Annotated in this window: 19 protein-coding genes and 3 tRNA genes; 3 read left to right on the top strand and 19 right to left on the bottom strand. The window is 65.8% G+C overall.

Going from position 1 to position 22637, the window contains the following annotated elements; translation table 11 throughout:
- Positions 1–176: 176 nt before the first annotated feature.
- Together ELEN_RS06315 and ELEN_RS06310 are read left to right on the top strand one after the other, a co-directional pair.
- Positions 177–253: transfer RNA gene (locus tag ELEN_RS06315), tRNA-Asp, on the top strand.
- 113 nt (positions 254–366) lie between these two features.
- Positions 367–443: transfer RNA gene (locus tag ELEN_RS06310), tRNA-Asp, on the top strand.
- A gap of 78 nt (positions 444–521) precedes the next feature.
- On the opposite strand, the gene ELEN_RS06305 is transcribed toward ELEN_RS06310, so the two are convergent.
- The 17 genes from ELEN_RS06305 to rlmD all read right to left on the bottom strand — a co-directional run bounded on the left by ELEN_RS06305 (position 522) and on the right by rlmD (position 19385).
- On the bottom strand, positions 522–1169 hold the full coding sequence (locus tag ELEN_RS06305; RefSeq protein WP_009608313.1) for a TIGR03936 family radical SAM-associated protein: 648 nt from the start codon (positions 1167–1169) through the stop codon (positions 522–524).
- Positions 1162–3207: a TIGR03960 family B12-binding radical SAM protein gene (locus ELEN_RS06300; protein ID WP_015760493.1), complete on the bottom strand. Its 2046-nt coding sequence runs from the start codon at positions 3205–3207 to the stop codon at positions 1162–1164. Before ELEN_RS06300 ends, ELEN_RS06305 begins: the two co-directional genes overlap by 8 nt.
- Positions 3208–3247: 40 nt before the next feature.
- Complete coding sequence (locus tag ELEN_RS06295; RefSeq protein ID WP_015760492.1) at positions 3248–4384, bottom strand: YcjF family protein; 1137 nt, start codon at positions 4382–4384, stop codon at positions 3248–3250.
- 14 nt (positions 4385–4398) lie between these two features.
- A complete protein-coding gene (gene rodA / locus ELEN_RS06290) occupies positions 4399–5592 on the bottom strand; it encodes a rod shape-determining protein RodA (protein WP_009304612.1) in 1194 nt (397 codons plus the stop codon).
- Between the two features lie 23 nt (positions 5593–5615).
- Positions 5616–7790: a penicillin-binding protein 2 gene (mrdA, locus tag ELEN_RS06285; RefSeq protein WP_009304613.1), complete on the bottom strand. Its 2175-nt coding sequence runs from the start codon at positions 7788–7790 to the stop codon at positions 5616–5618.
- A gap of 12 nt (positions 7791–7802) precedes the next feature.
- Positions 7803–8330 carry a rod shape-determining protein MreD gene (mreD, locus tag ELEN_RS06280; protein WP_015760491.1) on the bottom strand — a complete coding sequence of 176 codons (528 nt, stop codon included), beginning with the start codon at positions 8328–8330 and terminating at the stop codon, positions 7803–7805.
- Positions 8327–9205: a rod shape-determining protein MreC gene (mreC, locus tag ELEN_RS06275; RefSeq protein ID WP_015760490.1), complete on the bottom strand. Its 879-nt coding sequence runs from the start codon at positions 9203–9205 to the stop codon at positions 8327–8329. The genes mreD and mreC overlap by 4 nt, the downstream gene beginning before the upstream one ends.
- A gap of 18 nt (positions 9206–9223) precedes the next feature.
- Positions 9224–10279 (bottom strand): rod shape-determining protein, encoded by a 1056-nt coding sequence (mreB, locus tag ELEN_RS06270; protein ID WP_009304616.1) that lies wholly within the window; start codon positions 10277–10279, stop codon positions 9224–9226.
- A gap of 215 nt (positions 10280–10494) precedes the next feature.
- Positions 10495–11787: a Ni/Fe hydrogenase subunit alpha gene (locus ELEN_RS06265; protein WP_015760489.1), complete on the bottom strand. Its 1293-nt coding sequence runs from the start codon at positions 11785–11787 to the stop codon at positions 10495–10497.
- Positions 11788–11798: 11 nt separating this feature from the next.
- Positions 11799–12584 carry an NADH-quinone oxidoreductase subunit B family protein gene (locus ELEN_RS06260; RefSeq protein ID WP_015760488.1) on the bottom strand — a complete coding sequence of 262 codons (786 nt, stop codon included), beginning with the start codon at positions 12582–12584 and terminating at the stop codon, positions 11799–11801.
- Between the two features lie 16 nt (positions 12585–12600).
- Positions 12601–13512 (bottom strand): FAD/NAD(P)-binding protein, encoded by a 912-nt coding sequence (locus tag ELEN_RS06255; RefSeq protein ID WP_009304619.1) that lies wholly within the window; start codon positions 13510–13512, stop codon positions 12601–12603.
- A complete protein-coding gene (locus ELEN_RS06250; protein WP_009304620.1) occupies positions 13502–14539 on the bottom strand; it encodes a 4Fe-4S dicluster domain-containing protein in 1038 nt (345 codons plus the stop codon). Before ELEN_RS06250 ends, ELEN_RS06255 begins: the two co-directional genes overlap by 11 nt.
- 122 nt (positions 14540–14661) lie before the next feature.
- Complete coding sequence (ndk, locus tag ELEN_RS06245; RefSeq protein ID WP_009304621.1) at positions 14662–15066, bottom strand: nucleoside-diphosphate kinase; 405 nt, start codon at positions 15064–15066, stop codon at positions 14662–14664.
- 188 nt (positions 15067–15254) lie between these two features.
- Positions 15255–16613, bottom strand: coding sequence for a tetratricopeptide repeat protein (locus tag ELEN_RS06240; RefSeq protein ID WP_009608342.1), 1359 nt, complete (start codon positions 16611–16613; stop codon positions 15255–15257).
- 46 nt (positions 16614–16659) lie between these two features.
- Positions 16660–17193: a peptidylprolyl isomerase gene (locus ELEN_RS06235; RefSeq protein WP_009304623.1), complete on the bottom strand. Its 534-nt coding sequence runs from the start codon at positions 17191–17193 to the stop codon at positions 16660–16662.
- A gap of 207 nt (positions 17194–17400) precedes the next feature.
- Entirely contained in the window at positions 17401–17940 is a 540-nt protein-coding gene (gene dcd, locus ELEN_RS06230; RefSeq protein ID WP_009304624.1) for a dCTP deaminase, read from the bottom strand.
- Between the two features lie 59 nt (positions 17941–17999).
- The gene (gene rlmD / locus ELEN_RS06225) at positions 18000–19385 is read right to left on the bottom strand and encodes a 23S rRNA (uracil(1939)-C(5))-methyltransferase RlmD (RefSeq protein ID WP_009304625.1); all 1386 of its coding nucleotides are present in this window, start codon (positions 19383–19385) and stop codon (positions 18000–18002) included.
- 25 nt (positions 19386–19410) lie between these two features.
- Here rlmD and ELEN_RS06220 point away from each other — a divergent pair.
- A tRNA-Arg gene (locus tag ELEN_RS06220) sits at positions 19411–19486 on the top strand.
- A 410-nt stretch (positions 19487–19896) separates the two neighbouring features.
- Here ELEN_RS06220 and ELEN_RS06215 read toward each other — a convergent pair.
- Both ELEN_RS06215 and ELEN_RS06210 read right to left on the bottom strand, forming a co-directional pair.
- Positions 19897–20316 (bottom strand): GtrA family protein, encoded by a 420-nt coding sequence (locus ELEN_RS06215; RefSeq protein WP_015760487.1) that lies wholly within the window; start codon positions 20314–20316, stop codon positions 19897–19899.
- An 18-nt stretch (positions 20317–20334) separates the two neighbouring features.
- Positions 20335–22581, bottom strand: coding sequence for an ATP-binding protein (locus ELEN_RS06210; protein ID WP_229065446.1), 2247 nt, complete (start codon positions 22579–22581; stop codon positions 20335–20337).
- Between the last annotated feature and the right edge of the window lie 56 nt (positions 22582–22637).

Raw genomic sequence — 22637 nt, 5'->3', positions numbered from 1 at the left:
CTGTCGTATACAATTTAGTCGCTAAACTTTATCACTACTGTGAAATTTCACACCAAAATGTTTCCCTCATCACAGAACCTGCATGCGAACCCGGCGCACGCTTTCCCAAACTTTTTCAAATTGGGGTATTGCGCGAATCGGCGACACCCGGTAATATATTCCGCGCTGCAAAGCACGGGGTGTTAGCTCAGTTGGTTAGAGCGCCGGCCTGTCACGTCGGAGGTCGCGAGTTCGAGTCTCGTACATCCCGCCATCTGAATGCTAAGAACCCGCTTCGGCGGGTTCTTTTCGTATCGGGGAAATTCGTCATAATAATGATTGCACAGCGAAGGTTCTTCCGGTAGAATAGCTTTCGCTGCAAAGCACGGGGTGTTAGCTCAGTTGGTTAGAGCGCCGGCCTGTCACGTCGGAGGTCGCGAGTTCGAGTCTCGTACATCCCGCCATCTGAATACAGAAAGCCCGCCGATCGGCGGGCTTTTTTTCTTGCTCGAAGCGGGCGCGGAAGATGCGACCCCTCCCCGTCAGCGAGCGGCGCGCTGTTCGGTGCGCATGACCGACAGCACGCGCAACGGCGCGGAGGCTTCGGGGGCTACGGCATCGGCTGCTTCGCAGCACGCGCGCAGCAGCACGTCGGGACGTAGCGAGCCCGTCGGCTTCGATTCCAGCGAGAACGTGGCCACGGCGCCGGACAGCTCCAGCTCCCCCACGAGGAAATCGGCCGTGCACAGCACCTTCTCCTTCTTCTTGCGCACCACCGTAACTTCGTCTGGCACCGGAAAGGTTGCGGGAGGGTGCGACAGCAGCGCGCGGTAGACGGCGATAGGGTACGCCGCCGATGCGGCCGGCGCATGCGGCTCGATGTAGTCGCACGCCTTCACCATCAGGTCGGGCACGCTTGCGCGCTGCAGCGCCTCAAGCGCCTCGTCGACAGGCACGTAGCGCGTCATCTGCAGGTCTGCCAGCTCGTGCGTGCCGCCCACACCCACGGGCAACGCCGCGCCGAACGCGATCTTCATATGGGGCGAGAAGCCCTGGCTCACTGCGAACGGCAGGCCTGCGCGGCGCACCGCGCGCTCGAGAGCGCGCGCCACTTCGAGATGAGACAGCATCGCCAGGCGTCCCTGCTTGCAGAACGTCATGCGCAGACGGAACAGGTTCGGATCAGGCATGGGTCGCCTCCTTTCCGGCGCCTTCGCGCCGCGCGGGATCCTTCGTCTCGCTTCGCTCTCCCAGGATGACGGAGGAGGCGTCGGCTTCGCCGCTTTGCCCGGGATGGCGAAGGAGCTCGGATTCGGCGCTTCGTCCAGGACGGCACGAGGGCTCGACCGCGTTCGAGCCGGACGCCACGCGGGGCTGGGCCAGCTCGTTGTCCACCCCGAGCGTCGGGCACGCGCCGCAGGCCGAGCAGTTCTCGAACGTGCAGTCGGGCGTCGTGCGACCCTCGTCGGCCAAGCGGCGCTCGCGCGCCAGCCACCGCGTCGACACGCCGGTGGAAATATGCTCCCACGGCATGACGCGGGTCGTGGGATACGCCGTCTGCGCGATGGCGGCCGGGTCGATGCCCACCTCGTCCGCCGCCTCGCGCCAAGCGGCCTCTGCGAAGCACTCGGTCCACGCGTCGAAGCGCGCGCCCCGGCGCCAGGCGGCCTCCACCCACGCGGCGGCCTCGCGCCCCGCGCGGCTCATCACGGCCTCCACGAAGCTGGTGGCCGGATCATGCCAGTGCACGTCCACGGCGCGGTACTTCACCGAGTTGCGCAGCAGCTGCACGCGCCGCAGCGCCTCCTCGGGCGGGATCTGCCCGTCCCACTGGAACGGCGTCTGCGCCTTCGGCACGAACAGCGCGCACGACACGCTCATGCGCAAGGATCCGCGCTGCTCGGGCGGCGTGGCGGCCTTCATGCGGTCGTAGGCTCGCTGCGCGAGGCTCGCGATGCCCTTGATGTCGTCGTCGGTCTCGGTGGGAAGGCCTATCATGAAGTACAGCTTGCAGCGGCGCCACCCCGCCTTGAACGCGGCGTCCAACGCGCCGAACAGGTCGTCTTCGGTGACGTTCTTGTTGATGACGTCGCGCAGGCGCTGCGTGCCCGCCTCGGGCGCGAACGTGAGGCCGCCCTTCTTCTGGCCGGCCACCAGCTCGGCCATGTCCACGCCGAACGAGTCGAGGCGCTGCGAAGGCACCGAGATGCGCACGCCCTTCCCGTCGCAGGCGCGGTTGATGCGCGTGAGGATAGAGGCGATCTGCGAGTGGTCGGTGGACGACAACGACGTGAGGCTGACCTCGTCGTAGCCCGTCTCGGCCAGGCCTTGCACCACCGATTCCACCACGTTGTCGGCCGAGCGCTCGCGCACGGGGCGGTACATCATGCCCGCCTGGCAGAAGCGGCAGCCGCGGGCGCACCCGCGCAGGATCTCGACGTTCAGCCGATCGTGCACCACCTCGGTGAACGGCACGATACACGGCTCCCAGCCAGGGCTTTCCGCGAAGCCCTCGAACAGGCTCTTCTCGATGCGCAGAGGCAGGCCCTCTTCCAAAGGCTCGATCCACGAGCCCGCTTCCTGCGCCTCGTCCTCGGCGCGCCAGCGGTACAGCGACGGCACGTACCAGCCCGGCTCGTCGGCCAGCGCGCGCAGGATGTCGGCGCGCGCAGCGCCCTCGGCGCGCAGGCGGCGGACGACGGCCAGGCCGCGCGGCAAGGCCTCCTCCCCTTCGCCGATGCTGAACGCGTCGAAGAACGGCGCGTAGGGCTCGGGGTTGTAGGCGCAGGGGCCGCCCCCCACCACGAGCGGGTCGCTTTCGACGCGCTCGTCTGCATGCAGCGGGATGCCTGCCAAATCGAGCGTCTCAAGCACGTTCGTAGCCGCCAGCTCGTGCGGCAATGTGATGCCCACGGCGTCGAACTCGGCGAGCGGCGCGCAGCTCTCTATGCTGAACAGCGGGATGCCCTCGGCGCGCAACGTGTCGCACATGGCGGGCGCAGGAAGAAACGCGCGCTCGGCGGCCATCCCGTCGACGGCGTTCACCACGTTCACGAGGATGCGCAGCGCCTGGTTCGCCTGCCCCAGCTCGTAGGTATCGGGATACACCATGCAGAAGCGGAAGTCCGCTTCGGGCTTGTACACGCAGCCGAACTCGTGGTTGAGGTAGCGCGCGGGGCGCTCCGCAGCGGCGAGCAGCGGCTCCAGACGCGGCCAGAGATCCGTCATCGAACTCGTTTCCCTTCTTCGGTTTGCTTTAGCGGGAGAATCAGCGGACTTTGCCGGAAGCGAAGCGCGTGAGGGCGGCATCGCGCACCCCGCCGGCCGCCTGTGCCGCGCGCCCGGCGCGGTCGCGCACGGCGTCCACGGCCTTCGCCCCGGTCGCCTGCGCCTTCTGCGCAGCGCGCTTCGCGGCGGCCTGCACCACCTTGTCGCGCGCCGCAGCCACGGCGTCGGTGAGCTTGCCCAGCGTGGCTCCGTCCTCGTAGTACTCGATGGCCGCGCGCCCCATAGCGACGGTGCCCGTGTAGCCGATGGCGGCCTTCACGGCCCAGCCGAGCGCGGGTACGAACGCCACCAGCTGGCGAGCCACCGCGCGACAGGCGAACGCGCCGCCCACGAGGGCCGCAAGCTCCTTCACGCGCTCCATGTTGAGCTCTTCTCCGTACGCGGCGGCAATCATGAGCAGCATCTTCGCTTGGTTGAGCGTCATGACCGGCATGTCGGCGCCGGGGATGATGACCAGCAGGCCCACGCCCGCGTTCTGCAGCGCCGTGGAGTTCACGGCTTCCAGCGACAGGGGCTTGCGCACGAACGGGAACGCCAGCGCGAACGCGAGGCGCTTGTCGTTGCATGCGGCGATCACCCAGCCGCCCATGCGCTCGCTGAGCGAGCCGACGGCGGCGCCGTCGAGAGCGTACGGCTCGTTCGGCGAACCGGCGCCCAGAGCCTGCACGGCCTCGGCGCCGCCCGCAGCGGCATCGGGTGCCGGCAGCACAGCCGGCTCGGCCTTGGGGGGCTTGGGGAAGACGAGGTCGCCCTGCGGGATGGGCGCGCCCTGCGCCTTCGCGATGTCGGCCACAAGAGCGGGCAGCGTGGTGACCACCATCACGGGGACGCCCGCCGCGCGAACCTGCGCCGCGTACTCCCCCACCTGCTCGTTCAAACCCGCCACGATGACGGCCATGTCGTCGCCCGAGAACGGCGCGAACGGGCGGCCGTCGAGGTACATGAGCGACACGCGGGCGTGCGGCGATGCGCTGGCGAACGCTTGGCGCACGTGCGCCTGCACGTCGCCCGGCGCGCTGTCGTCGAGATAGACGCTCACCGACAGCGTCGTGCGACGCGCCTCGTCGATGTTGGTGGCTTCATCGATAACCGCTTTGATGTCAACGGGTAGCTGCATAACCGCCCCTTTTCCTAGCGTTGCTTCTGGATGTTGTGAGTCCATACCGAGCCGATCATGCCGAGCATGATGAAGTTCATCACCATGCCCGTCGCTCCGTAGCTCACGAACGGCAGGGGGATGCCCGTGATGGGCATGAGCCCGCAATCCATGCCGATGTTTTCAAGAATCTGGAACAACCACATGCCGACGACGCACATGACGATGGTCATGCCGAACAGATCGCTCGAAGCGCCGGCAATGCGAAAGCTTATCAAAACCAGGCCGGCATACAAGGCCAGCAGCGCCATTACACCTAAAAACCCCAGTTCCTCGGCCAGCACGCAGAAGATGAAGTCGGTGGGAGCCTCGGGCAGGATGCCCAGCGTATGCTGCGTTCCCTGGAACAGGCCCTTGCCGAACAGGCCGCCCGACCCGATGGCGATCTGAGCCTGCTTGAGGTTGTAGCTCTCGCCCGTAGGGTCGATGTCGGGATCAAGGAACACGAGCAGGCGGTTGCGCTGATATTGCTTGAGCAGCTTGTACTCGCCGGTGGAGTTGTAGATGATCTGGTCCACGACGAACACGGCGATGACGGCCGCAACGAAGGCCGCGAGGGTGATCAGCAGGTACTTCGGACGCGCACCGCCTACCACGAGGGCGACCGCGCCGATGCATAGGTACACCAGGCCCGTGCCCAGGTCGGGCTGCGTCATGATGCAGGCGAACGGCACCAGCATGAGGCCGAGCGCCTTGACGTACTCGCGCGGGTCGTCCAGCCTGCCGCCGTAGCGCGCCATGATGCTGGCGTCCAGCAGGATGACCGTGATCTTGGCGAACTCGCCCGGCTGGACCTGTATGCCCAGCTTGAGCCACGACTGCGCGCCCATGCCCGCGTCGGTTCCCAGCCCCGGTATGTGGGGCGAGAGGATGAGCGCCACGTTGACGATGAGGAACAGCATGGTGAAGTCCGACAGGCGGCGGTAGTCGAACCTCCAGACCAGCACCATGAACACGATTCCCAACGCGACGCCCGCCAGCTGGTTCGTGAACGAGTAGTCGCGGTCGTTGGCCACGGCCGACATCACGACGACGAGCCCGTACGACACCAGCAGCGCCACCACGAGGATGAACGGGATGTTGAGCCACGGGAAGCGTCGCGCGCGCGTGGCCTGCGCCACGATCTTGTCGGGCGCTTTCACTGAATCGATCTGCGGTAGCTGCGGCATAACGCCTCCTTTCCTCGCCTCGTCTAGTCGGTACGGCCGCCGGACGTCGCGGCGCCCGCGCCTTCGAGGACCTTGCCGGTGGCTCCGGCGATCACGCCCATGCCGGCGCCCGGATCCTCCGCGGACTCGCTGGCAAGCGCAGCCGCCAGAACCTTCGCGCCCAGCGGGGCCGCCACGGCCGAACCGCCGCCGCCGTGCTCGACCACGCAGGCCACCACGTACTGCGGATCGTCCACCGGCGCGTAGCAGGCGAACCACGCGGTGTCGGCCATGTTGGTGTACTCGGCGGTACCCGTCTTGCACGCCACCGTAGCGGGATCGATGCCCTGCTCGTTGAGCAGCTTCGACACGTCGGCGTTGTCGGTCGCCACGCCGTTGAGGGCGTCGCGCATGAACGCGAGGTCGGCTTCGGGAACGTCCAGCTCCCCCGCGGTCTCCACCTTGACCGAGGCGGCCACGTCGCCGCTGGCGTTGCGAACCTCCTTGAGCAAGTGGGGCTTCAGCAGCTTGCCGGTGGCGACGGCGCCGTAGGCGACGGCCACCTGCAAGGGCGTGACGAGAACGTAACCCTGGCCGATGATCATGTTCGTCATGTCGCCGCCCTTCCACACCGCCTCTTCGGGCGTGTTGCGGAAATGCTCCAGTTTCCATTCCGGCGTGGGAATGACGCCCACCGATTCGCCACCGAGATCGATGCCGGTGTAGCGGTCGAAGTGGAACTTCGCGAGGTAGTCCTGAAGGGCGGTCTGGCTGACCTGACCGTCCCGAGCCGCCTCGAAGAAGTCATGGGCGATCTGGTAGAACACGACGTCGCACGACTGCACGATGCCGCCGCGGAGGTCGAGCGTGCCGTGGCCCGAGTGCTTCCAGCACATCTGCTCCTGACCCGTGCCCCAGCCGTCCCACGAGCCGTTGCACGTCCACGTGCGCTTCATGTCGGCGAAGCCGTTGGCCAGCGCCGCGAGGCCCGTGAACGTCTTGTACGTCGAGGCGGCGGGATACGTGCCCGAGATCGCACGATTGAGCAGGGGCTTCTGAGCTTCGTTGGAATTGTACACGTCGTACACGTCGCTCGACACGGCGCCGATGAATTCGACCGGGTCGAACAGAGGGTAGTTCGCCATGGCCACGATGCCTCCGTCGCGAAGGTCCATGACCACCACCGAGCCCGCCACGCCGCTGCCCGTGCCGATAGTCCCGTTCTCAGGGGCGATGAGCGCGGCCAGCTCGCGGTCGGCCACGTACTGAACCGGCCCCTTGATGGCGAGGTGCACGTCCGAGCCCTTGGTTGGCTGCGTCTCGCTCACCACGCGCACAACGTTGCCGTCGGCGTTGGCGACCACCTTGCGCTTGCCGTGTTCGCCCGCCAGCAGATGATCGTACTGCAGCTCGATGCCCGACGCGCCCATGTCGTCGCCCAGCTCCACCTCGCGGCCTTCGCCGACGGTTTTCAGACCCTCTTCGGTGACGGGGCCCGTGTACCCCACCACGTGCGCGGCGAGCGCGCCGTAGGGGTAGTCGCGCACGTAGCGCTCCTCGATCTTGACCTTAGGGAACGCGTCGGAGTGCTCGGTGATGAAGGCGACGTCGCGAAGCCGCACGTCGCTCGCCACGACGCGCTGGCTCTGCGCGCCGGCCGTCGCATCCTGGATGCGCTGGCGCACCACGTTGTACGGCACTCCGAGCACCGCGGACAGGCGCTGCACCACGTCGCGGTCGTTGGCCACCTCCGCATCGGCCACCACGGTCAGCGACACGCGGTTCTTCACGAGCGGAACGCCGTTGACGTCGCAGATGTAGCCGCGCGGCGCGGGCGTGGAGACGGTGGCGTACTGGTTGTCGTCCGCTTTGCTGCGATACGCCTCGGACGACAGCACCTGCATAGTCCACAGCTTCGCCGTCAGCGTGCCGAAGATGCCCGCCGCCAGCACGCCCATGGCGACGAACCGCGACTTGAGGTTGTCGGCCGGGTTGGACGCCGGACGCTGCGCCGAGCCCGGGTGCGCCTGCATGGATCCGTTGACGCGACCGCCCGCGTTTCCGAGGCTCGATTTCACGCCCACCGAGCTGATTGAGCGAACGTCCTTCTTCACGCTCACGTTCGACGACTTCGCGTTGTTGCGCACGACGAACACGACGGATACCACGATGACGGCCACGACCAGCGTGGCGACGGCGGCGATGATGGCGGCGATCACGGCAAACGCCCCCTATCGCAGCCGGGGCGTGCGCGGTCCGCGGTCCTGAGCGCCGCTGGCAAGCAGACGAGCGATGATCGGATACAGCACGAGACCCACGACGCAGTCGTACAGCGTGCACGGCAGCGCACGGTACAGGAACGCGTCAACGGGGCTTGCCGACAGACCCAGCCCGATGAGCAGCGCGCCGTACAGCATCTCGGCGGCGAACGTCGCGACGACGAAAATGGTCACCGGCATGAACAGCGTGTCGTTGTCGAGCACCGAGAACGCGCGCGATGCGATGAACGACACGATAACGAACAAGAACGCGTAGCCGCCGACGGGGCCCGAGCCCAAAAGGTCGCAGACGAGCCCCAGCGCAAACGGCAGCGCGGAGCCGGCGTCGAGCGGGCGCGCGATAGCGACTACCAGCACGTAGGCCAGAAGGAAGTTCGGCTGCGCCGAGAACAGCGCAATGTTGGGGGCTACGACGATTTGCAGCAGCAAGGCGACGACCGCGCCTACGGCGATGACGATGCCTTCGCGTCCCAGGTTCACGATGCATCGCCTCCTTCGTTACCGTCGGCCTCGCCTACGGCGCCCACGCCGAACACCACAAGCACTTCTTCGAGGGCACCCGTCGTGTCGTTCGGCGATACGATCACGCGCCTCGTGGACTCGCCCTGGCGGGTATCCACCTTCACGACGGTGCCGATGATGAGGCCGGGCGCGTAGCTGCCGCCCAGACCCGACGTGACCACCACGTCGCCAGGATTGACCACCGCGTCGGCATCGAGGTTCTCCAAATACAGCAGGCCTTCGAGCGACCCGCGCACGACGCCCTCCGCACGGCTCGACTCCACGCGCGCCGCGGCGCCGGAATCGGGGTCGGTGAGCAGGCGCACCTCGGCGGTATGCTCGCCCGCGCTGTACACCTGGCCGACGACGCCGGAAGTGCCCATGACCGTAAGGCCGGTCTCCACCCCGTCGGCCGTGCCCTTATCGATGGTGACCGCCTGGCTCCACGCCTGGTCGGGATTGCCGATGACGCGCGCTCCCACACCGTCGATCTCGTAGAGGTCCTTGAGCTCGAGCAGTTTCTGGAGACGTTGAGCCTCCTGCTTGTACTCGTCGGCCTGGCTCAGCAGCTCGCGCAGCTCGGCGTTGCTCTCGCGCAGACCCGAGAGCGTGCTCTCGTCGGCCGTGAGGTTGCCGAAACCCTCGGCGGCATCGTTCACGCCCGCGCTTGCAGCCGCGCCGACGAACTTCAAAGGCGCGACCGCGCCGGACACGCCGCTCTGGACCGCGTGCAGCGGGCCGTCCTGGCCTTCGCGCGAGTACAACGTGACCAGCGCAAGCGAGGCTACGAGAAATGCGACGAGCAGAACTCGGCGCAGAAACACCGAGCTTCTCTGTTGGAAATTAAGCGCCATCGATAAGCCGGCTCAACCCTATTTCGAGCGCATGAGCGTCTGCTTGAGCGCCGTAGGCGTCTCGAGCACCTTGAGGCAGCCCATAACCACGTTCGTGAGCGCCGTCTCGCTCGTCCACACGGGAATCTCCAGCTTGTCGGTGAGATAGCGGTCGAGACCGGACAAGAGGCCGCCGCCGCCCGTCAGCAGGATGCCGTTCTGAATGATGTCGGAGGCGAGATCGGGGTTCGTTTTCTTGAACGTCTCCTTGATATGCACGACCATCTCCTCACAAGGCTGCACAAGCGCGGAGCGCACGTCCTCGGATTGGATGGTGACCTCCTTCGGCTGCTCGGTGATCACATCCTGGCCCGAGATGATCATGTCGCGCTCGCGACCGTCCTCGAACGGCAGGATGGAGCCGATCTTGATCTTGATGATCTCGGCTGTTCGCTCACCGATCTTGATGCCCAGCAGGTCGCGCAGGTGCATGGCGATGGCCTCGTCCATGCGGTTGCCGGCCAGGCGCAGCGACGAGGAGGTGACGATGCCGCCGAGCGAGATGACGGCCACTTCCGTGGTGCCGCCGCCGATATCCACGACCATCGAGCCCGTCGGCTCGGTGACGGGCAGGTCGGCGCCCATGGCCGCGGCCATGGGCTCCTCGATGAGGTATGCCTGACGAGCGCCGGCCTGAACGGCAGCCTCGAACACCGCGCGCTTCTCCACCGAGGTTGCGCCGCACGGGATGCAGATGACGATGCGGGGCTTGGCCTGCCAGGGATACTTGCGCGGCGCCGCTTTGCTGATGAACGCCGAGATCATGGCCTCGGTCACGTCGTAGTCGGCCACTACGCCGTCGTGCAGGGGATGCTCGGCCGAGAACGCCTCGGGCGTATGGTTGATCATGTTCTTGGCTTCGTGGCCCACTGCGAGCACGCGATGGGTCGCCTTCTCGATGGCGACAACCGAGGGCTCGTTGACAACGATGCCCTCGCCCGGGATGGCGACCAGTGTATTTGCAGTTCCGAGGTCGATGGCCATATCCGTGGACATCTGGCCAGTCAGACCCGAGAACATGTCTAAAAAGGACATACAGGAAACCCCTTGAATCTCGATTCCAGGTGAAACCGAATTCTAGCACAGGCGTTGACGCGATGATGAAAATCCACGAGGGGCACACCCGCGCCTCCGCCTCACCGCCCCTCTGTCTCACCCTCGTCTCAGACCAAAAAAAGCTGGAACCCGTAACGGATCCCAGCCTTTCCATCATAAGGGAATGAGACGTTAACACGTCCCTTTGTCTCGGTTTAGTGCACGCTGCAGCTGAGGCAGGGATCGTAGGCTCGCACGAGCTTCTCGATCTCGAGGCGCACGACGTCTTCCGCAGCCCCGTCGGCCACCAGCTTCTCGGCCAAAAGGCGCATGTCGGCTTCCAGGTTCGCCACGTTCTGCGCCGTAGGCGTGAGAATGGACGCATGCGTCACGCGTCCCTCGGCATCCAGCGTGAGGTCGTGGAACAGCGCGCCGCGCGGAGCCTCGGTGAAGCCCACGGCGCGCCCCGCCTTCACCTCGAAGGGCACGGGCAGGCTGGAGCTGGCGATGGCGCCCGGCTCGGCAAGCTTGCGGCACAGGTCGGCGCAGCGGTCGAGCGCATCCACGATCTCCACGGCCTGGGCCACGTTGTTCATGAACGGGTTCGCCTCAGGCGGGCGCAAGCCCGCCTTCGCGGCGGCCACCTTCGCGTTCTGCCCCAGGTTCTGCCACGATGCGTTGACGCGGGCCAGCGCGCCGGTGAAGTACGGGCTCTGCGTCTCGCGCACGCGCGCCAACAGAGCCGCCGAATGCGGCACCGCATGCTCCTCGATATGCTCCTGCACCTCGTTCGCATCGAAGACGATGCCCGCGTTCAGGAAAAACGCTTGGTCGGAGCATTCCACCGGGTAATAGTCGTCCTCCACCATGGCCAGCATGTCGCCGGCCGTAGCGATGTCGGGCACCTCGAAGCCGCGGAACAGATCCACCGCCTCAAGGGCGAAGTCCATCGCCGCATCCATCTTGTCTGCCAGCTCCAGATACTCGGCCGGCTCTATCTCGTGCGTGAAGCCCCCCACCACGGCGGTGATAGGATGGATGCTGCGACCTCCCACCTTCGTGCACAGCTCGTTGCCCAGCGCTTTGAGGCCCAGCGCCTGCTCGAACAGCTCGGGATCGGTCTGAGCCAGCGGGAACACGCTGGGCATGCCGAGGAAGTCGGGTGCGGCGAACACGAACAGATGCGACGCATGGTTCTGTAAATAGGAGCCGTACACCAGAAGCTCGCGCAGGGCGCGCGTGCGGTCGGTCACCTCCACGCCGAACACGCGCTCGATGGCCTTGAGGTCGGTCACCACGTGGCTCGACGAGCAGATGCCGCAGATGCGCGAAGAGATGTAGGGGATCTCCTCGAAGCGGCGGCCGCGCACCATGCTCTCGAACAGGCGGGCCGGCTCGACGACGTTCATCTCGACGGTTTTCACTTCCCCGTCCTCGATGACCACGTGCACGTTGCCGTGGCCCTCGACGCGGGCGATATGATCGACGTGAATCGCTGTTTTCGTCATAGAATGCGTCCTCACTCGCTGCCCGCAAGGGCGGGGTTCGTCTGGTTGAACATCTCGAGCGCCTGGTCGAAGTCGGCGACCGACACGCCGTAGCGCGCCACCGCCTCGCGCGCCGACGCCAGGTTCGCGTCGGGCGACAGCCCCCTGCACCCGTTGCACGGACGGCCCAGGTTAACGCACTTCGCGCCGCACCCGGCCGTGGTCACGAGCCCCAGGCACAGCTGCCCCTTTCCGAAGAAGCAGCTCGTCTCGTTGCGCTTGCAGTCGCCGCACATCGTGCGCGAGGGATACGTCTTGTTCGAGCCGTACAGCGCGCGCTGCAGCACGTCGATGAAGTCGTAGCTGTCGATGGGGCACGCACGCACCTCGAAGTCCACGTCGATGACGGCGCCCACCGCGCGCGGCGCCACCATGTCGCCGCAGGCCGACGGCACCCGATCGTACACCTGCCCAGGACGCTCGAGGAACCCCTCTGCGGCCATGCCGGGAATGCCGGCCGTCGTGGCGCACGCGCCCACGGCGATGATCGCGCCCGCCTTCTCGCGCAGGCTGCGCACCGTCGCTTCGGATTCCTCGGTGGTGACGGCGCCCTCGATGATGGCCACGTCGAAGTCCTCGGGCATGGGATCGCTCGAGGCCAGCTGCCAATAGCGCAGATCGATCTGACCGAGCACGTCCAGCAGGTGCGCCTCGGCGTTCGTGATCTGCAGTTGGCAGCCGAAGCAGCTGGCCAGGCCCACGACCACCACGCGCGGCGCGGACGGCTTCTCCTGGCAGGCTATGCAGTTTCCGTTCATGTCGCGCTTCTCCATCCTACATCGACCCCTGGATGTTCTTGGCTTCCCAATAGTTGAACACGGGCCCGTCGATGCACACGTACTGATGCCCGATCTGGCAGTGGCCGCACTTGCCCATGCCGCACTTCATATGGCGCTCGAAGCTCACGTAGATATGGTCGTAGCTGATGCCCTTCTTCCGCATCTCGTCGATGGCGAACCTATACATCACCGGCGGCCCGCACAGGGCGCCGAACGTGTTGGCGGCATCGATCTCCAAATGCTCGAAAGGCTTTGTGACCAGGCCGACCTCGCCGTCCCACGTGTCGTCGGGATGATCCACCGTCAGGTACAGGTCGAAGTCCTTGCGATGGCGCCACATCTCGAACTGCTGGCGGAACATCACCTCGGAGGGGTTCTTCGAACCGTAGATGATGGTGACCTTGCCGAACTCGGAACGCTCGTCGTGGATGTTGTTGATGAGCGAGCGCAGAGGAGCGATGCCGAGGCCGCCCGCCACCAGCAGGATGTCGTGCCCCTTCATGTCCTCGAACGGGAAGCCTCGGCCGAACGGGCCGCGCAGGCCCACGATGTCGCCGCACTGCATCTTGTGCAGCACCTCGGTGAAGTGGCCGGTGCGACGCACGCACAGCTCGATGAAGCCGCGCTTGGACGGCGAGCTGGATATGGAGATAGGCGCCTCGCCCACCCCGAAGATGGACACCTCGACGAACTGGCCCGGCTCGTGCGAGAACGCATCGCGGATGCGCTCGTCGATAAGGCGGAACTCGAACAGCTTCTCCGTCTCGGTGAGGTCGATGATGGACGTGATCCGCGCCGGCCAAGGCCGATACGGGTTCGCCGCCATCATCTGCTCGCCCGACAGGGGAGCCGCCTCGTCGAAGAACGGTTTGACCTGGACGGTGGACACCGCGCAGCTACTGGGCATCTTGCATCCCCTTCCTCTCGAAGAACTCGAGCACCTCGATGGGGTTGATGTTCGCCTTGCACGCCTTCACGCAGCGACCGCACCCCACGCACAGCATGCGGTCATGGTTCGCGAGGAACCCGTTGAGCTTGTGGTACATGCGATGCCGCACGCGGTTGCGCCCGTCGCCGCGGAAGTTGTGGCCGCCGGCCACCTGCGCGAACTGCGGCGCAGTGCACGCGTCCCACACGCGCTCGCGCCGACCCGCCTCGCCGGAGGGATCGAACGTGTCCTGGATGTCGAAGCAGAAGCACGTGGGGCACACCGCCGAGCACGCCGTGCACGACAGGCAGCGTCCGCCCAGCTCCTCCCAGAACGGGTCCTTATGGAACGCGTCCATGAGCATGGCCACGTCCTGGATGTCGGGAATAGCGTCGTTGAACGCCTCCTGGCGCCGACGCGTGGCGTGGCGGAACTCGATACGGTCCTCGTCGGTGGCCACGCGCGGGTTGCACGCCGCCTCGAGGATGTTCGCCGCCTCGACGCTGGATATGCTGACCAGGTACTTTCCGCCGATATCCTGCAAAAACAGGTCGTAGCCGAAACGCGCCTCGTCGGAGCCCCACAAATGGCAGAAGCACGTCTCGGAGGGCATGCAGCTGATCCCCACGATGAGCGTGGCGTTGCGCCGGGCGACGTAGTAGGGGTCGGGATAGCGGCCGTCCTTGAACACGAGGTCGAGCCGGTTCACCGCGTTGATGTCGCAGGCATGCGCGCCGAAGATGACGCGCGGCGTGATCTCGGCGGCGAAGTCGGTCACGCTGTTCGTGCGCGCGTCGAAGGACATGAGCGTCTCCTCGGGCGGCAGGAAGTACTTCTTCGGCGAAGCCATGGTGGTAGGATAGGCAAGCTCGATGTCGTCGGGCGATTCGATGGTCTCGAAGGCGTAGCCCTGGTCGCGCTTGACCGGAGCCACCACTTCGTAGGTTTCCATGAACGCCGACACGAGCGAGGGAAGTTCAGCAGCGTCGATGACTCGATAGAGCATGCTCACGTCCTTTTCTCGTCTGGTATCCCGCGCAACCTTCGGTGCGCGAAGCTCCGAAAAACAAAAAGCGCGCCGTCGCTCGAGCGAAAGGCTCGTACGCGGCGGCGCGCTCGGAACGTGCTTTACGCGAAGAAGATGCCGATCTCGCGCTCGGCGGATTCCGGGGAATCGGAGCCATGGATGACATTCTCGTCCATGATGAGGCCGAAATCGCCGCGAATCGTGCCGGGGGCAGCTTCTGCCGGATTAGTGGCGCCCATAAGGGAGCGGCACTTGGCCACCGCGCCGTCGCCGGACACGACCATCTTCACGACCGGGCCGCTGGTGATGTAGGAAATGAGGCCGTCGTAGAACGGCTTGCCCTCATGCTCGGCGTAGTTGGCCTTCGCCTGCTCGTCGGTCACCATGCCCAGCTCCATGCGCTCGATCTTGAGGCCCGCGCGCTCGAAGCGGTTGACGATCTCGCCGATGTGGCCGTTGCGCACGCCGTCGGGCTTGATCATCGTGTAGGTCTTCTGCTGTGCCATGTTGTAGTGCCCTTTCTCTCTCTTTATACGAGGGTGTCATCCTGAGCGGAGGCGGCGAAGCCGCCGCAGTCGAAGGATCCCCTATGGCGCCGACCGACGGCTTCCGGCTTGCGCCGCACGGGATCCTTCGACTTCGCTTCCTTCGGTCGCTCCGCTCAGGATGACAAAAACGGCGTATGCCGCTTTTGTCAGTTCTGGCTCGGGAAGTACAGCTCCACGTTCGACACCTTCCACCCGATCATGTTGCGCACGAGGGATACCTTGTACTGCACGTCGCCGCCTTCGGGCGTCTTAGCCGTCACGTACACGGTGGAATCGCTCATGGACTTGTCCATGCCGTCGATCGCAGGGCTGCCCACCGTCGAGAGGAGCTCGGTCATGGACGCGGCGTTCTCCTCGGTCACCTCGCTGGCGAAGGCCGCTTTCGGATCCGAGAACAGCTGCTCGACCACCTGGTCCTGCGACGGATAGCCCCAGCCCTGCGTGTACAGGAACACGGCGGCGCCGAAAGCGACCAGCACGATCAGGATGATGGTGACGAGGATCTTGAGACCCACGTTGCGGCGCTTGCGATCCTGCTTGGCGAGACCCTTCGACCACTGCTCCAGCTCTTCGTCGCTGGCGTTGAAGAAATGATCCTCCGCGCCCGGGGCGCCGTAGGGGTTCGTCTCGGCCTGGGCGTACGGATCGGCGTAGTAGTACGGTTCCTGGCCGCCCGCCGCGTACGGATCCTGATCCACGTACACGGCCGTGCCGTCGGCGGCCACGTCGAGCCCCGACATGTCGGCAACGGGCGCCACCGGAGCCATCACCTGAGTGATCTCGGACGTGCCCTGGGCGACCGCGGCGATTGCGCGCTGGTAGTCGACGCTGGCCGAGTCGCTGAGGAAGTACGTCTTGTCGGCGATGGACTCGTCGAAGGCGTTCACGGCCTTCTGCATCTGGCCGCTGGCCACGTAGGCCTGGCCGAGGTTCGCGTACAGCTTGTTGCGCGTGTCGGGCTGCATGTCGAACTGCAGCGCGCTTTCATAGGAGGCCACGGCGTCGGCCGGACGGTCGAGCGCCATGAAGCACACGCCGAGGTTGAGCAGCGCCTTCGTGGGATCGGGGTTGGCCTCGTCGAGCGCGGCCTCGCGAAACGCCACGCCGGCCTCGGCCGACTTGCCCAGCTTCAACAGCGCGTTGCCCATGCCCGAGTAGGCCTTGTAGGACGCATCGTACTTGGCGTCGGACACGGCGATCTCGAAGTGCTTGACGGCGTCCTCGTAATCATGCAGCGAGGCGTAGGCCATGCCGAGGTTGTAGTTCACCGCGCCGCACGCGTCGTAGGCCGCATCGGCGGTCGCCTGCGTGTAGGCGTGGATGGCCTCGTTCGGGTTCTTGAGCTTGACCAGGCAGTTGCCGATCTGGTGGTACAGCAGCCCCACCTCGCCGGGTGCAAGCGAGCTGCCCGCATCCTGCAAGCACTGCGTGTAGGCAGCCAGGGCGCCTTGGAAGTCCTTGCGCGCGTACGCCGCCCGGGCTTGCTGGAATAAGTCGTTGTTCATCTGCTTCCTTCGTATCTTCGCGGAATCGCCTCGGCGTCTCGGATCGCTATTCGGCGGCGTTCTCGATCTCGACGCTCTCGATCACGTCGCCTACGCGCAGCTGGCCGATGACGTCCATGCCGTCGATCGTCTGGCCGAACACCGTGTAGCCCGAGTCCAGCATGGGCTGGGCGCCCAGGCACAGGTAGAACTGCGAGCCGGCGGAGTTGGGATCCTGGGAGCGCGCCATGGCCAGCGAGCCGTCGAGGTGCTTGTTGTTGGGGTTCGTGGAGAACTCCTCCTTGATGGAATAGCCCGGGCCGCCCGTGCCGAGGCCCGCGAACGGGTTGCCGGCCTTCTTGACGACCTCTTCGGGCGTGAGGTCGCGCGTGTTCGGGCAGCCGCCTTGGATCACGAAGCCGGGAACGTGGCGGTGGAACTTCAGGCCGTCGTAGAAGCCCTTGCGCGCCAGCTCGACGAAGTTGCCCACGTGGATGGGGGCGTCCTTGCCCGCCAGCTGCACGCGGACGGTGCCCTTCGACGTGGTGATGACGGCGACCTCGTCGCCGGTCGGCTGGTATTCCGGAGTGTACTGCGCCATGGGTCGGCTCCTTTTCGTTTGCTTGCTATCATGCGCCCACGCGAAACGGGGCGAAAGTATCGCATACAAGGTTGAAGTTTAGCAGGTCAAGTCCGCCAGACCGGAAAAATCGTAGAACATCCACGGCGAGCAGAAGCGCTGCGGAAACGGGGGCGGATCGGCACGGCAACCGCCGATGCGCGCGGAGATCGACAGGGCGCGCCTGCGCTAGCGCGCTGCCTCCGGATCGAGGTACACGCGCGAGCCCGTAGCGCCGCGCTGGCCCTGGTACTTGCCGGCGTAGGGGTTCTTCGCCGCCTCGTCCAGCTGGGCGAACACCAGCTGCCCCACGCGCCTGCCCGAGCGCAGCTCCAGCGCGCAGCGGTTCGCGTTGAACAGCTCCAGCGTGATCTCGCCTTCGAAGCCCGGATCCACCCAACCGGCGTTCTGCACGAACAGCCCCATGCGCCCCAGCGAGCTGCGCCCTTCCACGAAGGCGGTGAGGTCGGCGCCCAGGCGCACGTACTCCATGGTGGTTGCCAGCACGAACTGGCCCGGCAGCAGGATGTAGCGGTCGGTGCGGATCGTCTTGTAGGCGATCTCGTCCTCCAGCCCCACGATGCCGCTCGGCGTGTCCTCGACGATGCCGAACGTGTCGCCCAGGCGGATGTCCACGCTGGCGGGCTGGATCTGCTCCGGCTCGAGGGGCTCGATGGCAAGGCTTCCTTCGGCGAGGAGCTTCTCTATGGTCTTGTCAGACAGGATCATGGGCTTTCCTTTCGCGAGCGGTTCGTGCGTTCAGGGACGAGTCGGGGGCGACAGCGGGGCTAGAGGCGTTCGAAGACGCTGACCACCTCGACATGGTAGGTTTGCGGGAACATGTCGACGGGCTGGACGCTAGTCAGGCGATACCCTTGGCTCTCGAAGCGCGCGACATCGCGCGCCCAGGTGGCGGGGTTGCAGCTGACGTAGGCCACGCGTTCCGGCGCGGCGGCGGCGATGCTCTCCACCACGCCGTCGGCCAGGCCCGCGCGAGGCGGATCCACCACCAGCGCGTCGAGGCCGCCCAGCTCCGGAAGCTCGCGCGCCGCGTCGCCGCCGATCACCTCGAGATCCACGCGGTTCATGTCGGCGTTGCGGCGCAAGTCGCGCACCGACGAGCCCGCGGCCTCCACGGCCAACACCTCGGCGCCCGCCTGCGCGAGCGGCACCGAGAACGTGCCGCCGCCAGCGTACAGGTCGGCGATCAGCAGGTCGTCGAGCCCTTCGGGCCCGTCCTCGCCCATGCGTCCGCCCAAGCCCTCGATCACGCAGGCGATCAGCTTCTCGGCCTGCGCGGTGTTCACCTGGAAGAACGACGGCGCGCTGGCCAGGTAGCGGGCGTCGCCCAGCTGTTCCTCCCAGCATCCCTTGCCGTCGAGCGTCTCGACGCCCTTGATCTTGCGGGCCTTGCCGGGGTCGGCCATGACGCGCACGATGCTGGTGGCCTTGACGGCGCTCTTGACGGTTTTGGCGATGTGTCCGCGCGGGAAGGAGCCGGGACTCGTCCACAGGGCTACTTCCAGATCGCCCGTGTGCAGGCTGTGGCGCACGCCCACGCGGAAGATGCCGAGGTCGGCCGACCCTTGCGCGAAGCGCAGCGCGCCGCGCAGCGCCTTGGGCGCCTTGGCGATGGCGTCGTGAGCGAGGGGGCAGGCGCCCGGCGAGGCGATGTCGTGCGCGCCCTCGCGGTGGAACCCCAGTTGGAACGTGCCGCGCTCGTCCATGGCCGCGCCCAGCTCCAGCTTGTTGCGGTAGCCCCACTGGCGCTTGCTCGGCAGACAGGGGCGCACCAGCTCCTCGGCGCGCTCGCGGCCGAACTTCGCCGTGCGCTCGAGCGCCGCCGCCACGTTGGCGCGCTTGGCCTCCAGCTGCGCGTCATAGGACAGGTGCTGCCAGGGGCATCCTCCGCAGGCCGCGCCCGCCTCGCAGCGCGGGCGGACGCGCAGCTCGGAGGGCTTGACGAGCCGCGCGATGCGCGCGCGGGCGAACGTCGGCTTGTCCTCGACGATCTCCAGCGCGGCCACGTCGCCGGGCGCGCCGCCCTCCACGAACACGGCCTTGCCGCTCTCCAGGCGGCCGACCGCCTCGCTGCCGTAGCCCATGCGCTCAATCGTTATGGTTTCTTCCATGAATACGCCCAAATCTCGTTTTTGTTTTTCCGTTTCGTCCATGATAGCGTATAATCTCCTCCACCGTGCCCTTGTAGCTCAGGGGATAGAGCGTCTGCCTCCGGAGCAGAAAGCCGCAGGTTCGAATCCTGTCAAGGGCGCCAGGTAAACGATACGAGGCCGGAATCCGTTCCCGGCCTCGTTTTTTATTGTCGGCGCATCGTCTGATTCGACGCTGAGACGGCGATGACGCCGAGATCGCCGCGCCATGGCGAAAACGGGGCGGTTTGGTAACCCCAAAACCTTTCCGCTTCCCAATTCGCCGGCGCGCCGAAGCGGAAGCCCGACATCAGCCCAGGTCGATTTTTTCGGCATCCCGTCGCGAGTTGCAACCGATTACCAAACCGCCTCGTTTTTACCCGGTCACGCCCTTTTCGCCGTCATCCCGCGCTAACACCAGCAGGGAGCACCCCGGCTAACGCTGCGCGGGTTCCTTCGGCTCCGCGCTGGCGCGCTGCGAGCAGGATGACAGGCGGCGCCGACGCCCCGTTCGGGGCAGCTTCGGCCGAGACGGCTATTCGATGTCCGAAAGGATCTCGCCGGGCGCATCGCCCGCGTCGAGGAAGATCTTGCGCGTCACGAAGTTCCACACCATCACGATGAACGTGGCGCCTATCTTCACGATGAGGTAGTGGATGCCCAAAAACTCCACGCCCGCCCACATGCAGCCGTTGTTGATGCCCAGGCCGATAACCGACAGCACGACGAAGATGGCGAACTCGCGCCGGCGGCTCATGCCCTCCTTATGGGTGAACACGTAGCGCATCGACGCCGCGTAGTTGAACACGACCGAGGCCGTGAACGAAATGGTGGCGCTGACGAGGTAGTTCACGCCGAACGCCTCGGTGAGCAGGGCAAGTAAGCCGTAGTCGATGACGAAAGCGATGACGCCCACCACGCCGAACTTCATGATCTGAGCAACGAGCTTCTTCACCGCGCGCGTCCTTTCGCTCTACGCGCCCCCTCCCCGCGAGCGCCCTCTCAAAAACCTGTCCATTGTGGCATATACGAGATGGATATCAAGGGGTTTGCTCAGATGGCCATCCATTCCGCTCATGCGGCTGCGCTCCTCGTCCTCGACGAACGCGTTGGCCGTCATCGCGACGATGGGCACCGAACGCGCGTCGTCGCGATCGAGCGAGCGAATGACGCGGGTCGCCTCGTAGCCGTCCATCTCGGGCATCTGGATGTCCATGAAGATCAGGTCGACGGAGCCCGGGTGCGAGCGCTCGAACGCGCGCACGGCCTCGGCGCCCGTGGATGCCGCCAGGACCTCGGCACCCGCCATGGCCAGCACCTCGGTGGCTATCTCGCGGTTGAGCTCGTTGTCTTCGGCGACGATGACGCGCCTGCCGGAGAAATCGTACGAAACTCCGTCGCCGTGCGTTCGGGACCGCGCGGCGAACGCATCGTCGCACGTGGCGGCCCCTTCGCCCGAGGCTCGCCCGAACGGCACGTCCACCGTGAAGGTCGACCCCTTCCCCACCTCGCTCGACAACGATATACGGCCGCCCATCATCTCCGCGAACCGCTTCGTGATGGCAAGGCCCAGACCCGTGCCTCCGCGTCTGCATGAAGACTCGTCGCCCTGCTCGAAAGACGAGAATATCCGCTCGCGGTTCTCCGGCTTGATGCCGCAACCCGTATCGGTCACCGAGAAGCGCAGCCAGATCGCGTCGTCGTGCGCAGCATCCTCTTCCGGCGGCGCGGGAAGCTCCTCTATGCGCAGCGTGACGCTGCCGTCGCGAGGAGTGAACTTGAAAGCGTTGCCAACGAGATTGTAAACGATCTGGTTCAGCCGAAGCCCGTCGCCGACGAGCAGCGAGGGCAGCGCGCCCACTTCTTCCGTCTTGTAGCGAATCCCCTGTTCGAGAGCCTGCGTTCCGAACACGTCGTCGAGCGACCCTACGAACGTCCCGAAATCGAACGTCTCGCGCTTGATGTCGATCTTGCCGCTCTCGATCTTGCTCATGTCGAGGATGTCGTTGATGAGCGCCATGAGATGCTCGGACGTCACGTCGATCTTCTCGAGGCAGGCTCGCGCCTTCTCCTCGTCGTGCGCATTCTCGAGCGCGATGGCGGTCATGCCCATGATGCCGTTCATCGGCGTACGAATCTCGTGCGACATGCGCGAGAGGAACTCGCTTTTCGCCAAGCTGGCGCGCCGCGCTTCCTCGGAAGCGCGCTCGGCACGGTTCTTCTCGTCCGACAGCAGACGCGTGTTGCGCTTGACCAGCTGATAGTAGATCGAGAAGAAGATGGCTATGACCGCGATGATCATGGTCGCCATGAGAACGGCGTTCTGCATGAGCACCCAGCTGAGTCCCGCCACGTCCTCGTCCACCACGCCGTAGGGCATGGCGGTGCACAGATACCAGTCTTGATTGCTCATCGGCCGAAAGTACAGGTACTCGTGATGACCCCCGTACCAGAAGGGAAGCAGGAACGTCTCCCCGTTCTCCACGGCTTCTCGCACCTGGTCCATGCTGTACCCCTTGTCGAGGCGAGCGCTCGATTCCAACGCGTCGAACAGGTTCTCGCCGTTGCACAGCCCCTCGGCATCGCATCCTGCGATGCAAGTGCCGTCGAAGCCGATGACGCTCGACCGCGCGCTGCCATTGACCAGATCGAGGTTGAGCTTCCCGGAAACGGTGTCGACGCCGAACCCGGCGACGACGGCGGTGAACGTGACGCCTCCGCAGGTAACGGGCTCGAAGGAATCCACGAGCGCGATGGTTCCGTTGTATAGCATCACGTCGTGGCCGTGCGCGTCCCGATACGACAGCCCCAGCTCGCTGCGGGCGGCAAGCTCCTCATCCGAGGCGGCGTCCGAGCCCCACGACGTGTAGTAGAGCCCGTCGCTGCCACGCAGCGCAAGGTAGGCGTACTCGTCATCGTCCGCCTCCATGCAGGCGAGGAAATCCCTCACCTCGTCGAGATTCTCCGGGTCGTACAGCTCAAGCGAGCTGCCCACGGTTTCCAGCTGGCAGAACTTGCCGTCGATGCCGGTGTTGAAATGGGAGATGACCTGGTTGCTGAGCTCTTGCAAGTACACTTCGCTCATGGTTTCCACCGCGGCCGCCGTCGCCTGACGCGACGAGACGATCGTGTACGCGAGCGCGATCAGAAGCGCAAGGACGAGCGCGACCACGATGATGGCGATGCGCCGCCGCTCGCGCGAGCGGGTAATCAGTTCCATAGGGAGGACGCCCCTCTTCCAGTCGTAGCGGGCGTTCTTCATTGTAGCAGGAGGCG

The sequence above is a fragment of the Eggerthella lenta DSM 2243 genome, assembly GCF_000024265.1.
GTDB classification, from domain to species: domain Bacteria; phylum Actinomycetota; class Coriobacteriia; order Coriobacteriales; family Eggerthellaceae; genus Eggerthella; species Eggerthella lenta.
This window is presented reverse-complemented; position numbering and strand designations above follow the sequence as displayed.